Raw genomic sequence first — 14,048 nt, 5'->3', positions numbered from 1 at the left:
CGCGGCCGGCGGGCCGGGCGGAGTAGAGGTCCAGCTGCCCGTCCCGATCGGAGGCGTAGACCAGCCCCTTGCCGTCGGGGCTCCAGGCCACATGGCGCTCACGGGCCGGCGTGGTCGTCACGCGCACCGTGGGGGCCGGCGCGACGGACGCGGCGTCCTTGGGCCAGCGGGCTACGACAAAGACGTCGCCGGCCACGATGAGGGCCACCTGCTTGCCGTCGGGCGACGGCACGATCTCCTCGGCGTCGGCGGTGTACGTTTTCCGCTCCACGGCGGGGAGCAGCGAGTCGGCGGGCACGTCCAGCGTCAGCCGGCGCGGCTCGGCGCCGCCGGCGGCCGCGACGGTGTACAGGGCGTCCCAGAACTCATACGCCACCAGCCGGCCGTCGGCCGAGCAGCGCGGGGCGCGCACGTCGGCGCCGGTGTGCCGGGTGAGCGGGATCTGCGCACGGCTGGCCAGATCCAGCCGGAACAGATTGCGGTCGGGTCCGCCGTTGTCGGAGCGGAACACCAGGGCATCGTTGCCGGCCCAGGAAACGCCGTCCTCGTCCCACGGCGTGTCGGTGAGCCGCTCCAGTTTCTGGCCGTTGAGCTCCAGCAGCCACAGGTCCCGGCTGGCGGAGCCGCGGTAGTGGCGCCGCTGGGCCGGGGTGCCGCCCCGCACCAGGGCCAGCCGGCGGCCGTCGGGTGACGGCACCGCCTCCAGCGCCAGCACCCGCGCCAGCAGCGACTCGGTGCCGCCGGCGACGGGGATGCGGTAAATCGCCGGCATCCGGTCGAACGCGTCGAAGCGGGCCGAAGTGAACACCACGTCGGCGCCGAGGCCGCCCATGACGGTGTCGGCCGCCTCGTGGTGAGTCAGTCGGCGGGTGGTGCCGGCGGCCACGTCCAAAATATACGCGTCGTCGCCGCCGTCGCGGTTCGAAGTGAAGGCCAGCCCGGTGCCGCCGGGAAGCCAGACGGGTCGTCCGTCGTAGCCCGGGTTGGCGGTGAGCCGTCGGGCGGCGCCACCGGCGGCGGACGCGAGCCAGATGTCCCCCTGCCAAGAGAAGGCGATGACCGTGCCGTCCGGCGAGGGCGCCGGGTGGCGCGGCATCACCGGCTCGACGGACAGGCCGAATCCGGCCAGCAGCAGAATGATCACGATCCCCGCGGTCTGACGCATGAGGCTTCCTCCCGGGAAATGTATGGAAGATTGCCGAAATATTATGGTGGCCAGAGCAGCGGGCAAAATCAAGTCATTTTTCTGCCAGGCGCTGACGGCCGGGCGGTGACGAGCGGAGCAACGGCCGGGACGAGGCGGCCGGACCGGAAATCGGTGGCGTCAACACCGCACGTCGCTCCTTCGTATACTCTCCAACCACCGGCCGGGATTGCCAGGCCGCGCTGCAAACGGGCGTCGCGTTCGCCCGAGGGAGGAAGATCATGTGGATTCGATCGTTCGTCCTGACTGTCTGTTGTCTGTGGATTGCGCTGCCGCTTGGGGCGGAGGAGCCACCGCGGGCCTATCAGGTGACCCCGCTCGCCGCAGGGCTGTACGAGCTCGCCATCGACGGCGGCGGCTATCCCGTCAAGGTGCTCGCCTCGGTAGGGGCCGACGGCGTCCTGCTGGTGGATACGGGGGACGAGGATTCGGTGGACGCGCTCTCCCGGGCGGTGGCGGCCTTCGGCAAGGGCCTGCCCCGGATCATCGTCAGTACCCACTCTCACGCGGAGCACCTGGGCGGGAACGCCACCCTCGGGAGGGAGGCGGTGATCATCGCCCACCGGAACATGCGGACGCGCTTCGAAAGCGGCCTGTACTCCTTTCTGGATCTGCCCCGCGAGGCCCTGCCCGCCGTGACCTTCACCGATAGCCTCACCCTGCACTTCAACGGCGAGGAGATCCGCCTCGCCGCCTTCCCGGGCGCCCACGACGACAGCGACATCGTCGTCTGGTTCACTCGGGCGAAAGTGGCCTACGTCGGCGCCCTCTGCATGGGCGTCCACTTCCCGTCCGTCGACGGCGAGTCGGGCGACATCCGACGGTATCCGGAGATCACCGCCCGGCTGCTCGACCTGCTGCCCGAAGACGTGCGGCTCGTCCCCGGCCACGCCGACGACTGCAGCCATGCCCAGGGCCGCGCTTTCCAGAGGATGATGGCGGCGACAGGCGCCATCGTCCGGCGGGAGATGGCCGCCGGCAAGGACATGGCCGCCATCCAGTCGGCGAAGGCGCTGGCGGATTTCGCCTCGTTCGAGAGCAGCTACGTCACGTGCGACGCCATGATCCAGTCATGGTATTTCGCGCTCCGGGAGGGGCGGCCGGACATGACGGGGAAGCCCCGACCCTACGGGCAGATCCACGCTGCGCTGAAGGAGAAGGGCGTCGAAGCCGCCGTCGCCGTCTATCAGGAGTTGAAAACCCGCCAGGCGGACCGTTACCTGTTCGAGGCGCGCACCCCGATGTTCATCGGCCGGATCTTGATTTACAAAGGCGAGGATGCCGCGGCGGCGCGCTTCCTGGAGCTGTGTATCGCCGAGTCGCCGGGAAGCGACGCGGCGTGCCGGAGCCACGGCGCGCTCGGCCGGCTCTGTGCCAAGGCCGGCGACCGCGCGGCGGCGGTGCGACACTTCCAGACGTACCTGGCGGGATATCCCAATGACGCGGGCGTCCGCAAGCAGATGCTGGAACTACAGGAACAACCGCAACCGACCCCCTGAAGCACCGATGATGGCGGTGGCGCGGATCCGTCCGGGGCGGCGCCGGTGCCCGGCGCGTCGGTCGTGGCCGCCATGACACAATCGTTCAGATGAAGCCCGCACGGGCGGCACCGGCGGGGAGGGAGGTCAGCCCAGGATCGAGATGAGAATCCCCGCGGCCACCGCCGTGCCGATGACGCCGGCCACGTTGGGGCCCATGGCGTGCATCAGCAGGTAGTTTTGCGGATTGGCCTCCTGGCCGACGGTGTGGGACACCCGCGCGGCCATGGGGACGGCCGAGACGCCTGCCGAGCCGATGAGCGGGTTGATCTTGTTCTTCGAGAACAGGTTCATGAACTTGGCGACGAGCAGGCCGGCGGCCGTGGCGAAGGCGAAGGCCACCGCGCCGAGGCAGATGATCTTGATCGTCTGGGGTCGGAGGAAGGTGCGGTCCATGCTGCAGCCGACGCACAGGCCGAGGAAGATGGTGACGATGTTGATAAGCTCGTTCTGGGCGGTGCGGACAATCCGCTCCACGATGCCCACCTCGCGGATCAGGTTGCCGAACATGAGCATGCCCACCAGCGCGGCGGTGGGCGGCACGAAGATGTTGCACAGAATCGTGACCACGATGGGGAACAAGATCTTTTCGCGCCGGCTCACCGGCCGGAGGTTCTGCATGACGATCTGGCGCTCCTTCCGCGTGGTGAGCAGCCGCATGATGGGTGGCTGGATGAGCGGGACCAGGGCCATGTAGGAGTAAGCGGCGACGGCGATGGGGCCGAGCAGGTGGGGCGCCAGCTTCGTGGCGGTGAAGATCGCGGTGGGGCCGTCGGCGCCCCCGATAATGCAGATGGACGCGGCTTCCTTGGGCACGAACCCGAGGGCGATGGCGCCGAGCAGGGTGGCGAAGATCCCGAACTGGGCCGCGGCCCCGAGCAGGATGGTGCGGGGGTTGGCGATGAGGGGGCCGAAGTCGGTGAGCGCCCCGACGCCCAGGAAGATGACGGGCGGGAAGATCTCCCAGCTGACTCCGTGGTAGAGGTACCAGAACAGGCCGCCGATCTCTTCGCCGTGGGGCGGCATCATCAACGGCGAACCCGGAATGTTGGCGATGAGCGCGCCGAAGCCGATGGGCAGCAGGAGCAGCGGTTCGAACTCCCAGCGCACCGCGAGGTAGATAACCACGAGCGCCACGGCGATCATCACCGCGTTTTCCCAGGTGAACGCCTTGAATCCGGTGCCGTCCAGGTAGCGCAGGAGATGCTCCAGCATGGGCGGCTCCTAGCGGAAGGTGACCAGCCGCTGACCCACCTGGACGGCGTCGCCCACCTTGCAGTCCACACATGCGATGACGCCGTCGTGCGGCGCGTTGATGTAGGTGTCCATCTTCATGGCGTCCAGCACGATGAGCTTCTGGTTGGTCTTGACCTCGGCGCCGGCTTCCACGAGCACCTTGGTCACGGTGCCCACGATGGGCGCGCAGAGCGAGCCGGGACCGGCGGCGGGGCGGGTGGCGACGGCGGCCGACGGCGGGCTGTAGACCGGCACGGCGGCAGGCGCGGGCACGGACACAGGCGGCGCGGCGTGGGGCGCCCCGGGGTAGTGCCCCTCATCGTCCTGCAGGATTTCCACCTGGACGTCGTAACTTTTGCCATTGACGGTGACGCGGAGCTGTTTCATGGCCGATCTCCAGTGTGCGGTGCGGGTCAGAACTTGGCGCTGCCCGTCGAGTGGGAGCGCATGATATCCAGCCGTCCGATGCGGGACCAGGCGGCCTGGGTTTCATCCTGGTGGATGTGGATGTGGTGGATCCGGACCGGCTCGCGCAGGGCCACGGTCACCGCCGCGGCGATGGCGGCCACCACGTCCGCCGGGATGGCGTCGGCGGCGGCAGCGGCCGGCGGGGCGGCGGGGACCGTCACCGGCCGGCGGGAAGCCCAGCGGTCGGCCGCGCCCATCAACACGATCACCATCTGCAGGGTGACCAGCGTCAGAACGACGATGCCCATCCCGATCAGTGTCAGCATCAGCCCGAAGACGATGTCGCTCATGGGCGCCTCTACAGCGGGATGTTGCCGTGCTTCTTGGGCGGGCGGGTCTCCCGCTTGGCGCGGAGCGCGTGGAGCGCCAGGATGAGCAGCCGCCGCGTGTCGCGCGGTTCGATCACGTTGTCGATGAAGCCGCGGCCGGCGGCCACGTACGGGTTGGCGAACTCGCGCCGGTACAGGTCCACCATGTCCCGGAACGCCGCCTTCGGGTCGGCGGCCTCCTGGATCTCCTTGCGGAAGACGACCTCGACCGCGCCCTCGGCGCACATGACGGCGATCTCGGCACTGGGCCAGGCGTAGACCCGGTCGGCGCCCAGGTCCTTGCTGCACATGGCCAGGTATGCGCCGCCGTACGCCTTGCGGACGATCACGGTGAGTTTGGGCACCGTGGCCGACGAATAGCTGAACAGCAGCTTGGCGCCGTGGCGGATGATCCCGCCGTGCTCCTGGCCGACGCCGGGGAGGAAGCCGGGCACGTCCACCAGGTTGACCAGCGGGATGTTGAAGGTATTGCAGAAGCGGATGAAGCGGGCGCCCTTGTCGCTGGCGTTGATGTCGAGCACGCCGGCCAGCACCATGGGCTGGTTGGCCAGCACGCCCACGGTCATCCCGCCCAGCCGGGCCAGGCCGATGATCAGGTTGGGTGCGTAGTCCGCCTGGATTTCCAGGAAGTCGCCGCCGTCCACCAGGCCGATGATGACGGCGCGCATGTCGTACGGTTCGCGCGGGTCGTCCGGGACCAGTTCGTTGAACCGGGGATCGTCCGCGACCACGAGGTCGTCGATGGGGATGCTGGGCGGATCCTGCAGGTTGTTGTTGGGGAGGAAGCTCAGCAGCCGGGCGGCGATCGCGAACGCATCCCGGTCGTCGGCGGCGGTGAAGTGGATGTTGCCGCTGATCCGGGCGTGGGCGTCGGCCCCGCCGAGGGCCTCCGGGGTGATCGACTCGCCGGTGGCCGCCTTGATGACGTTGGGGCCGGCGATGAACATCTGGCTGGTGCCGCGCACCATGATGACGAAGTCGGTCATGGCCGGACTGTAGGCGGCCCCGCCGGCGCAGGCGCCGGCGATGATGGAGAGCTGCGGGACGACGCCGCTGAGCAGGGTGTTAGCGTAGAAGATCCGGCCGTAGCCGCTCAGCGCGTCCACGCCCTCCTGGATCCGGGCACCACCGCTGTCGTTGATGCCGATGACGGGGGCCCCGCACTTGAGGGCGTCCGTCATGATGCTGACGATCTTGTGCGCGTGCATCTCGCCCACGGACCCGCCCGAGCAGGTGAAGTCCTGGGAGAACGCAAACACCAGCCGGCCGTTGATGGTACCCGAACCGGTGACGACTCCGTCGCACGGGATCTCCTGCTGTTCCATGCCGAACTGGGTACAGCGGTGGGCGATGAACGTCTTCGTTTCCACAAAGGTATCCGGATCGAACAGAACGGCCAGCCGTTCGCGGGCGGTCAGCTTGCCGGCGGCATGCTGTTTGTCGATCCGGGCGGGGCCGCCGCCCGCCTGGATCCGGGCGATTTTTTCCTGCAGGGCGGCGATCTTGTGCTGGGTTGTGTCGTGGCTCATGGTCACCTCGTGTTCAGGCGGACGGCCGCCCGGGCCGCGGGCGGCGGACGCCGGCGGGACGGGTCAGGCGGCCTTCAGTACTGGTGCGTCATGAGCGCCAGGGTGCTGAGGTGCCGGTCGATCTCGTCGGGATGAACGCTGACGCTGGACGCCGCCAGGTTCCAGCCCTCGGGCATGCGCTGGTAGATGTCCATGATCCGCATTTTGTACTCGAAGGTTTTGTTCTGGGGAAGGTCGCCGCAGACCCGGGCGATGTAACAGACGATGGCGGTGTCACCGTAAAACGCGAAATCCACATCAGACAACTCCCAGGTGGAGTAGTGCTGGTGTTCGATCACCCGCTCCACGTCATGGAGATACTGATCGCGGTCGCGGATCACCTGGCGGGACCGAGCGATGAAACCCTTCCAGTTGGGCAGATGGGTGCGGGCGAGCGCCTCGCGGTCGCGCTGGGCGAACGCCTGAAAAATCGAGTCGATGTGGGCCAGAATCTCGTCGCAGTCCTTGGCATGGCTCTCAAGGGATTGGGACATCGTTGCCTCCGGCCAAAGTATGGAAAAAACATTATATAGGTAATGATTTGTGAGCGTCAATCTAGATCACCCGGGCCGCGGAACAGGGCACGTGGGCCAAGGCGCTGTGCTATCATAATAAATAGCCGTGGCGGGGCGGCGGTTGTCCGGGAAATGGTTACCTCCGTGGATTTGCCGTCTGCGCCGCCGCGGCGTTTTCACTCCGGCCGGTGGTCGGAGTTGCGGCCGGCGGCCGACATGGGCTATAATCCGGCCAACTTCCGATTCGCTCAAGGAACAACCCGTTATGAACACATTGCGTCTTCTGGCCATGTCCCTGGCCCTGCTGGGCGTTGGCGGCGCCGCGCGGGGCGAGGTGGTCCGCATTGTGCTGGACGGGGCGGTGGATCCGGTCCGCGCCGAGTTCATCGTCGCGGCGATGCAGGAGGCGGACCAGCAGAAGGCCGCACTCATCGTGCTGGAAATGGACACGCCCGGCGGGCTCGGCGATTCGATGAAGGCCATCATCCGCGCCATCCTCAACGGCCGGACGCCGGTGGCGGCCTTCGTCACCCCGAGCGGCGCCCATGCCGCCTCGGCCGGCTTCTTCATCCTGGTGGCGGCCGACGTGGCGGCCATGGCGCCGGGGACCAACTCCGGGGCGGCCCACCCCATCATGGCCTTCGGCGGTGTGATGCCCATCCCGGAGGACGAGAAGACCAAGCCGATCTTTGAGAAGATCCAGAACGATATCCTGGCCTACCTGCGCGGCATCGTGCGCCAGCGGGGCCGCAACGAGGAGGCGGCGGTGGCCGCCGTCAAGCAGAACGCGTCCTATACCGCCGCGGAAGCACTGGACGCGAAGCTGATCGACCTGGTGGCCAAGGATGAGGCGGAACTGCTGAAGCTGCTCGACGGCCGTACGGTGCGCAAGTTTGACGGTCGCGAAGTGGTCCTGAAACTCACCGGCCAGACGGTACGCTTAGTGGAGATGTCGCTGCGCCAGCGGATGCTGGCGTTCGTTTCCGATCCCAACGTGGCCATCATTCTGGCCCTGGTGGGCATCCTCGGACTTTTCTTCGAGTTTTCCCACCCCGGCTTCTACGCGCCGGGAGTGGTGGGCGGCATCTGCCTGCTCCTGGCCCTGCTGGGCTTTTCGCTGTTGCCGCTGAACTACGTCGGCGTGCTGCTGATCATCGTGGCGGTGGGATTGTTCATCGCCGAGATCAAGGTGCAGGGCTTCGGCGTCCTGGGCATCGCCGGCATCGTCAGCCTGGTGCTGGGCTTCCTGATGCTGGTGGACAGCCCCGATCCCAACTTCGGCGTGGCCTGGTCGGTGGTGCTGGGCGTGGCGGTGCCGGTGGGCGTGCTGTTGCTGCTCCTGACCCGCCTGGTCATCCGCGCGATGCGCAGCCGGTCCGCCACCGGCCAAGAGGGCATGGCGGGCATTGCGGGCCGTAGCGTGACGGAACTGGCGCCGGCGGGCCAGGTGCACGTTCGGGGCGAGTATTGGAACGCGGTGTCGGCATCCGGCGCCGCCATCCCGGCGGACACACCGGTAGTGGTGATCCGGGCCGAGGGGCTGGTCCTGTATGTCGAGCCGAGAGACAAGAATACGACCCAAGGAGGTCAGTTATGATACCGGGTATGACGTTTACGACCGTTGCCGTCGTTTTCCTGTTCCTCTTCTTTCTGAATTGGATCAAGGTCATCCGGGAGTACGAGCGCGCGGTGATCTTCCGGCTCGGCAAGGTGCTGCCGGGCGCCAAGGGGCCGGGTCTGATCCTGGTGTTCGCCCCCATCGACAAGATGGTCAAGGTGGACCTGCGCACCATCACCCTCGACGTCCCGCCGCAGGACGTCATCACGAAGGACAACGTCTCGGTGAAGGTCAACGCGGTGGTCTACTACCGGGTGCTCGATGCGGTCAAGGCGGTGATCGATGTGGAAAATTACCTCTACGCCACATCCCAGCTGGCCCAGACTCACCTTCGGTCGGTCCTGGGTGAGGTGGAGTTGGACGACCTGCTGAGCAAGCGCGAAGCGCTGAATATCCGCCTGCAGGAGATCCTGGACCGGGACACGGACCCGTGGGGGGTCAAGGTGTCGAAGGTCGAGGTCAAGTCAGTGGACCTGCCGCAGGAGATGCAGCGCGCCATGGCCAAGCAGGCCGAGGCCGAGCGCGAGAAGCGAGCCAAGATCATCCACGCCGACGGCGAGTTTCAGGCGTCCAAGACCCTGGCCAATGCGGCGGCGGAACTGGAAAAGCAGAAGGTCGCCATCCTGCTGCGCTACCTTCAGACGTTAACCGAGATCGGCGTCGAGAAAAACACCACCATCGTGTTTCCGTTGCCCATGGAGCTTCTGGGCCACTTGATGAAGGACCGTTAGCGCGCCGGCCCTTGGTGGGCCGGCCCGGAGTGTGATATATATTCGGGCAGCCGGCGGGGCCGGGTCCGCGCCGGCGGCGGCGCGGCAATTCAGCGGTGGGGAATGCGCATGCGTGACAAGGACAACTCCAAGGAAAAGACGGTGGTCCTGAACAACCGGGACATCGTCCTGATGTTCGCCTTCTTCGTCGTGGTGCTGGTGGTGGTGTTCACCATCGGGCTCATGGTGGGTCGCTCCTTCACCGAGCCGATGGACGAGTCCGCCCTGGCCGGCCAGCCGACGGGAGCGGGCGACAAGGCGCCGGCGCCGGCTGGTGTGGAGCCCAGTCCGGCCATCGAGGAGATCACGCTGCCGCCGCCGCGCGATGACACGACCCGGGCCGGCGTTCCGCCGACAGCTCAGCCGGCCACCCAGCCTGCCGCTGTCGCGACGCCACCGGCCGCGCCGGCGACGCCGACCACCGCGCCGGCTGCGGCCGGCCCGAAGCCTGCGCCGGCGACGACGCCGGCGCCGACCAAGCCGGTCCCGCAGACCACGACACCGGCCGCGCCCACCGTCGCGGGAACGACGTACTTTGTCGTCCAGGCCATGGCCACCCGAGACCTGGCTGAGGCCCGCCAGATGGTGGACCGGCTCAAGGGCAAGGGCTACGACGCCTTCGTCAAGATCGCCGACGCCGGCAGCTCCGACGGCATGCATCGCGTCCAGGTGGGCAAGTTCAAGGACCAGGCCCATGCCCGCGAGCTGGTGGCCCGCCTGAAGAAGGACGGCTTCGAGGCATTTCCCCGGAAAGTGACGGAGTGACGATGGAGCGGCCGCGCCTGCCGGATTGGCTTCGCAACGTCAGCGTGCATGGCGCCGCCACTCACGGCACCCGGCAGGTCTTGCGCCGGCACGGCCTGAACACCGTCTGCGAGGAGGCGCGCTGCCCCAACCGCGGCGAGTGCTTCTCCCGCCACACCGCCACCTTTCTGATTCTCGGCGACAGCTGCACCCGCGGCTGCGGCTTCTGCGCGGTGGACCACCGCCCGCCGCACCCCCCCGACCCGGCCGAGCCGGCGGCGATCGCCCGCGCGGCGGCGGAACTGGACCTGCGCTACCTGGTTATCACCTCGGTCACGCGCGACGACCTCCCCGACGGCGGCGCCGGTCAATTTGCGGCGGTGATCCGCGCCGCCCGGGCGGCGCGGCCGGGCCTCCGGGTGGAGGTGCTGGTCCCCGACTTCCAGGGTGACGCCGCGGCGGTGCGGACCGTGCTCGAGGCGGCGCCCGACGTTTTCAACCACAACGTGGAGACCGTGCCGCGGCTCTATCCGGTGGTCCGCCCCCAGGCCGACTACGCCCGGTCGCTCGCGGTGCTCCGGCAGGCCGCGGACTGGCGGCCGGCCGTCCCGGTCAAGAGCGGCCTCATGGTGGGTCTGGGCGAGGAACGGGACGAGGTGATGGCGGTGCTGGCCGACCTGCGCGCCGCCGGCGTGATGTTCGTGACCATCGGCCAGTACATGCAGCCCCGTCGCGGCAACCTGCCGGTGGTTCGGTACGTCCATCCCGACGAGTTCCGCGCTTACGAGCGCGACGCGATGGCCCTGGGCTTCCAGGGCGTCTTCGCCGGTCCGCTGGTGCGGAGCTCCTATCTGGCCGAACGGCTCGTCCGCCCCGACTCCGGCGGCGCCTGACGCGTCCGGCCAATCGCTTCGCAGGATGCCATCCATGCCCGATACCCAACCGACGCCGCCGCCGCCCGAACCGCCGACTCCCGCCGCGGCGCTGCCGGCGAGTCCCGAGCGCTGGTTGGATTACGCGCGTTACCCCCTGGGCACGGCGCTGTTCCTCATCCTGGCGTTTCCCCGCTTCGACGTCTGGCCGCTGGCCTGGGTGGCGCTGGTCCCGCTGCTCTACCATCTGGGCCGCTGCGCCCGCGGCCGGGCGGCGTTCCTGTCCGGCTTCACCGCCGGCGCCCTGTTCTTCCTCGGACTGCTGTACTGGGTGCCGCGGGCGATGATGGCCTACGGCGGCGTCCACCCCGTGCTGGCGGGCGGGGTATTCGTCCTCATGGCCGGCGTGCTGGCCCTATTCGTCGGCGCCTTCGCCTGGGTGCAGTGGCGGATGTTCCGCCAGTGGGGTTGGAAGGCGGCGCTGCTGGCCCCGTTTGTCTGGACGGCGCAGGAATACGCCCGCAATTACCTGGCGCTCACCGGCTTCCCGTGGGGGAACCTGGGAACCGGCCAGGCCTACTTCGGCTTCCTGATCCAGATCGCCGACACCACCGGCGTCTACGGCGTCTCCTTCCTGGTGGTGGCGATCAACACGGTCCTGCTGCTGGCGATGGTGCCCGACGTTCCGCGCAAGCTCAAGTTGTACTGGGCGGCGCTGGTGGGGATGGCGCTCTTCTACTGCTTCATCTACGCCGAACTCCGCTACGCGACCTTCCCGGCGACAACGGGCGAGCCACTGGCGGTGGCCGGCATCCAGCCGAACATCCGCGACGAGGACACCCGGGAGCAGGTGGCGACCGTGCACCGAGTCGATTATCCTCGGTTGCTGGCCGACGTGATGGCGGCGGCGCCGGCCATGCGCCTCGTGGTGTTTCCTGAAAGCCCCACGCCCTACGCGTTCGACCGCGATCCCGCCTACCGCCAGCTCATGACCGGCATGGCGGCGTCCCACCGGGTCACACTGCTGTTCAACGGCATCCGCTTCAGCGGCCGGACATACTTCAACACCGTGTATGTTGTGGGGCCGGATGGACGCCCGGGCGGGGCGTACGACAAGTCGCGGCTGGTGCCGTTCGCTGAGCACGTCCCGTTCCAGAACCTGTTCTTCTTCGCCCGGGCCATGAGCCAGGAGATCGGCGACTTCGCCCCGGGTGCGGGACCGGTGCCGCTGGAGGCGGCCGGCGTGCCGGTGGGCGTCTCGGTCTGCTACGAGGCGATCTTCCCCGAGTACCTGCGCGCGCTCACCGCGGCGGGCGCCCGGCTGCAGGTCAACGTCACCAACGACGCCTGGTTCGGTCGCACCGCCGCCCCCTGGCAGCACATCCAGCACAGCCTGCTGCGGGCGGTGGAGAACCGCCGCTGGGTGGTCCGGGTTGCAAACTCGGGAATCAGTGTTATAATCGACCCCTTCGGGCGGGTCACGGCGCAAATCCCGCCCTTCGCACGAGGCACGCTGATCGGGCATGTGCATCCCCTGTCCCAACGGAGCCCCTACGTGGTGATCGGCGACGCGTTCGCCTGGCTCTGTGTGGCTGTCACGGCCCTCGGCGCGGGAATCCCCTGGCGCAGGAAACGATCCGATGAGCATTGCACTGGACGAGATCAAGACTGAGCTGAACGGTATTGTCGGCCGCATCCGGGACGTCCGGGGGTATCTTTGACTTCGACGCCTGTACCCGTGAACTGCAGGAGCTGGAAGCCCAGGCGGCGGCGCCCGATTTCTGGAACGACCAGAACCGGGCCCAGGACGTCTTCCGCCGCACCCGCCATCTGAAAAACAACATCAAGTTGGTGGAGGGACTGGAGGCCATGGCCGCCGATGCCGGCGCCCTGGTGGAGCTGGCCGAAGAGGGCGAGGACGTGGCTGCCGATCTGCAAGAGCTCATGACCAAACTTGGCCTGCAGACACAGGAGGCAGAGCTTCGCACCATCCTCAGCGGAGACTTCGACGACAAGAATGCGTTCCTGACCATTCACTCCGGCGCCGGCGGGACCGAGAGCCAAGACTGGGCGGAGATGCTGCTCCGCATGTACCTGCGCTATGCCGAAAAGAAGGGCTTCAGCACGCGCATGATCGACACCCAGCCCGGCGAGGAGGCCGGGATCAAGTCGGCCACCTTCCTGGCCGAGGGAGAGTACGCCTTCGGCTTCCTGAAGGCCGAGAGCGGCGTCCACCGGCTGGTCCGCATCTCCCCCTTCGACTCGGCCGCCCGGCGGCACACCTCGTTCGCGTCCGTGTTCGTGTATCCCGAGATCAGCGACGACATCGACGTGGCCATCGAGGAGAAGGACATCCGGGTGGACACCTTCTGCGCCTCCGGCCCCGGCGGGCAGGGCGTGAACACCACCTACTCGGCGGTGCGGATCACCCATTTCCCCACCGGCATCGTGGTGCAGTGCCAGAACGAGCGCAGCCAGATCCGCAACAAGGAAGTGGCCATGAAGGTGCTGCGCGCGCGCCTGTTCGAGCTGGAGCTGGAGAAGAAGCGCGCCGAGATCGCCGAGCGCGAGAACGCCAAGAAGGACATCGCCTGGGGCAGCCAGATCCGCTCTTACACTCTCCAGCCGTACCGCCTGGTCAAGGATCACCGCACCAAGGTGGAGATCGGCAACGTGGACTCGGTGCTCGACGGCAACCTCGACGAGCTGATCAAGGCCTACCTGGTCCAGTTCCGCGGGAAATAGCCCGCCGCGGGCTTGCCGCCCCTTTCACCGCCGCGGCGTCGCGTCTGCCGGCACAATCCGGTGAAATCAATCGTTAACCAACAATTCGAGTCTCAGCAGATCCACGGCGGTCAGCCGGCCGTCCCCGTCCAACTCACCGCCCGGCCAGGGCTGGTCCCACAGCCCGCCCGCCAGCACCTGGCGCAGGCGGGATACGTCGGTGCGGTTGACCTCCCCCTCGCCGGTCAGGTCCCCCGGCAGCGTGACCGGCGGGTAGGCGTAGCCGGCGATCCCCTCGGAGATGTACCCGAACTGCAGGACGGCTGTCCCGACCTCCGCCCGGTCGGTGGTGTAGTGATGGTCCCCTTTGGCATGGTAGAGGCGGAAGACCGGGATGGCGCCCGGGAAACAGCCGGTGAGCAGGTGGCCGCAAGCGCCCTCGTCGATGTATCCCAGGACCAT

At 67.9% G+C, this 14,048-nt stretch carries 14 protein-coding genes; 7 read left to right on the top strand and 7 right to left on the bottom strand.

Annotated features, from left to right (window positions below):
• Positions 1 to 1,165 (bottom strand): peptidase S41 (locus tag GX414_07000; protein ID NLI46838.1); only part of this gene is annotated, 1,165 nt, incomplete at its 3' end.
• 260 nt (positions 1,166 to 1,425) lie between these two features.
• Here GX414_07000 and GX414_06995 point away from each other — a divergent pair.
• Positions 1,426 to 2,703 carry an MBL fold metallo-hydrolase gene (locus GX414_06995; protein NLI46837.1) on the top strand — a complete coding sequence of 426 codons (1,278 nt, stop codon included), beginning with the start codon at positions 1,426 to 1,428 and terminating at the stop codon, positions 2,701 to 2,703.
• Positions 2,704 to 2,829: 126 nt separating this feature from the next.
• Here the strand turns inward: GX414_06995 and GX414_06990 are convergent, their stop codons facing one another.
• The 5 genes from GX414_06990 to GX414_06970 all read right to left on the bottom strand — a co-directional run bounded on the left by GX414_06990 (position 2,830) and on the right by GX414_06970 (position 6,837).
• Complete coding sequence (locus GX414_06990; protein ID NLI46836.1) at positions 2,830 to 3,957, bottom strand: sodium ion-translocating decarboxylase subunit beta; 1,128 nt, start codon at positions 3,955 to 3,957, stop codon at positions 2,830 to 2,832.
• Between the two features lie 9 nt (positions 3,958 to 3,966).
• On the bottom strand, positions 3,967 to 4,365 hold the full coding sequence (locus GX414_06985) for an acetyl-CoA carboxylase biotin carboxyl carrier protein subunit (protein NLI46835.1): 399 nt from the start codon (positions 4,363 to 4,365) through the stop codon (positions 3,967 to 3,969).
• Positions 4,366 to 4,391: 26 nt separating this feature from the next.
• Entirely contained in the window at positions 4,392 to 4,736 is a 345-nt protein-coding gene (locus GX414_06980) for a hypothetical protein (protein NLI46834.1), read from the bottom strand.
• An 8-nt stretch (positions 4,737 to 4,744) separates the two neighbouring features.
• A complete protein-coding gene (locus GX414_06975; GenBank protein ID NLI46833.1) occupies positions 4,745 to 6,304 on the bottom strand; it encodes a hypothetical protein in 1,560 nt (519 codons plus the stop codon).
• A 74-nt stretch (positions 6,305 to 6,378) separates the two neighbouring features.
• Positions 6,379 to 6,837, bottom strand: a complete 459-nt coding sequence (locus GX414_06970) for a nuclear transport factor 2 family protein (protein ID NLI46832.1) — start codon at positions 6,835 to 6,837, stop codon at positions 6,379 to 6,381.
• 286 nt (positions 6,838 to 7,123) lie between these two features.
• Between GX414_06970 and GX414_06965 the strand changes: the two genes are divergently transcribed.
• The 6 genes from GX414_06965 (at position 7,124) to GX414_06940 (ending at position 13,607) form a co-directional block, all read left to right on the top strand.
• Positions 7,124 to 8,455 (top strand): nodulation protein NfeD, encoded by a 1,332-nt coding sequence (locus GX414_06965; GenBank protein ID NLI46831.1) that lies wholly within the window; start codon positions 7,124 to 7,126, stop codon positions 8,453 to 8,455.
• An 8-nt stretch (positions 8,456 to 8,463) separates the two neighbouring features.
• A complete protein-coding gene (locus tag GX414_06960) occupies positions 8,464 to 9,207 on the top strand; it encodes a slipin family protein (protein ID NLI46830.1) in 744 nt (247 codons plus the stop codon).
• 108 nt (positions 9,208 to 9,315) lie between these two features.
• Positions 9,316 to 10,011: a hypothetical protein gene (locus GX414_06955; protein NLI46829.1), complete on the top strand. Its 696-nt coding sequence runs from the start codon at positions 9,316 to 9,318 to the stop codon at positions 10,009 to 10,011.
• A 2-nt stretch (positions 10,012 to 10,013) separates the two neighbouring features.
• A complete protein-coding gene (lipA, locus tag GX414_06950; GenBank protein ID NLI46828.1) occupies positions 10,014 to 10,883 on the top strand; it encodes a lipoyl synthase in 870 nt (289 codons plus the stop codon).
• Between the two features lie 34 nt (positions 10,884 to 10,917).
• Positions 10,918 to 12,534 (top strand): apolipoprotein N-acyltransferase, encoded by a 1,617-nt coding sequence (gene lnt / locus GX414_06945; protein ID NLI46827.1) that lies wholly within the window; start codon positions 10,918 to 10,920, stop codon positions 12,532 to 12,534.
• Positions 12,503 to 13,607 (top strand): peptide chain release factor 2 gene (locus tag GX414_06940; protein ID NLI46826.1). Its coding sequence is split into 2 segments (ribosomal slippage): positions 12,503 to 12,577 and positions 12,579 to 13,607, totalling 1,104 coding nucleotides; the frame shifts between segments, so codons are not numbered across the junction. Before lnt ends, GX414_06940 begins: the two co-directional genes overlap by 32 nt.
• A gap of 66 nt (positions 13,608 to 13,673) precedes the next feature.
• Here GX414_06940 and GX414_06935 read toward each other — a convergent pair.
• A partial coding sequence (locus tag GX414_06935; protein NLI46825.1) for a hypothetical protein occupies positions 13,674 to 14,048 on the bottom strand: 375 nt, incomplete at its 5' end.

This window comes from Acidobacteriota bacterium (assembly GCA_012517875.1).
GTDB lineage: Bacteria > Acidobacteriota > JAAYUB01 > JAAYUB01 > JAAYUB01 > JAAYUB01.
The sequence above is the reverse complement of the archived record's forward strand: the minus strand, read 5'-3'. Positions and strand labels throughout refer to the sequence as shown.

Coding starts and splice junctions, on each gene's coding strand:
- GX414_06975 (NLI46833.1), bottom strand. CDS start 6,304: ATGAGCCACGACACAACCCAGCACAAGATCGCCGCCCTGCAGGAAAAA.
- lipA (NLI46828.1), top strand. CDS start 10,014: ATGGAGCGGCCGCGCCTGCCGGATTGGCTTCGCAACGTCAGCGTGCAT.
- GX414_06985 (NLI46835.1), bottom strand. CDS start 4,365: ATGAAACAGCTCCGCGTCACCGTCAATGGCAAAAGTTACGACGTCCAG.
- lnt (NLI46827.1), top strand. CDS start 10,918: ATGCCCGATACCCAACCGACGCCGCCGCCGCCCGAACCGCCGACTCCC.
- GX414_06995 (NLI46837.1), top strand. CDS start 1,426: ATGTGGATTCGATCGTTCGTCCTGACTGTCTGTTGTCTGTGGATTGCG.
- GX414_06990 (NLI46836.1), bottom strand. CDS start 3,957: ATGCTGGAGCATCTCCTGCGCTACCTGGACGGCACCGGATTCAAGGCG.
- GX414_06970 (NLI46832.1), bottom strand. CDS start 6,837: ATGTCCCAATCCCTTGAGAGCCATGCCAAGGACTGCGACGAGATTCTG.
- GX414_06955 (NLI46829.1), top strand. CDS start 9,316: ATGCGTGACAAGGACAACTCCAAGGAAAAGACGGTGGTCCTGAACAAC.
- GX414_06965 (NLI46831.1), top strand. CDS start 7,124: ATGAACACATTGCGTCTTCTGGCCATGTCCCTGGCCCTGCTGGGCGTT.
- GX414_06980 (NLI46834.1), bottom strand. CDS start 4,736: ATGAGCGACATCGTCTTCGGGCTGATGCTGACACTGATCGGGATGGGC.
- GX414_06960 (NLI46830.1), top strand. CDS start 8,464: ATGACGTTTACGACCGTTGCCGTCGTTTTCCTGTTCCTCTTCTTTCTG.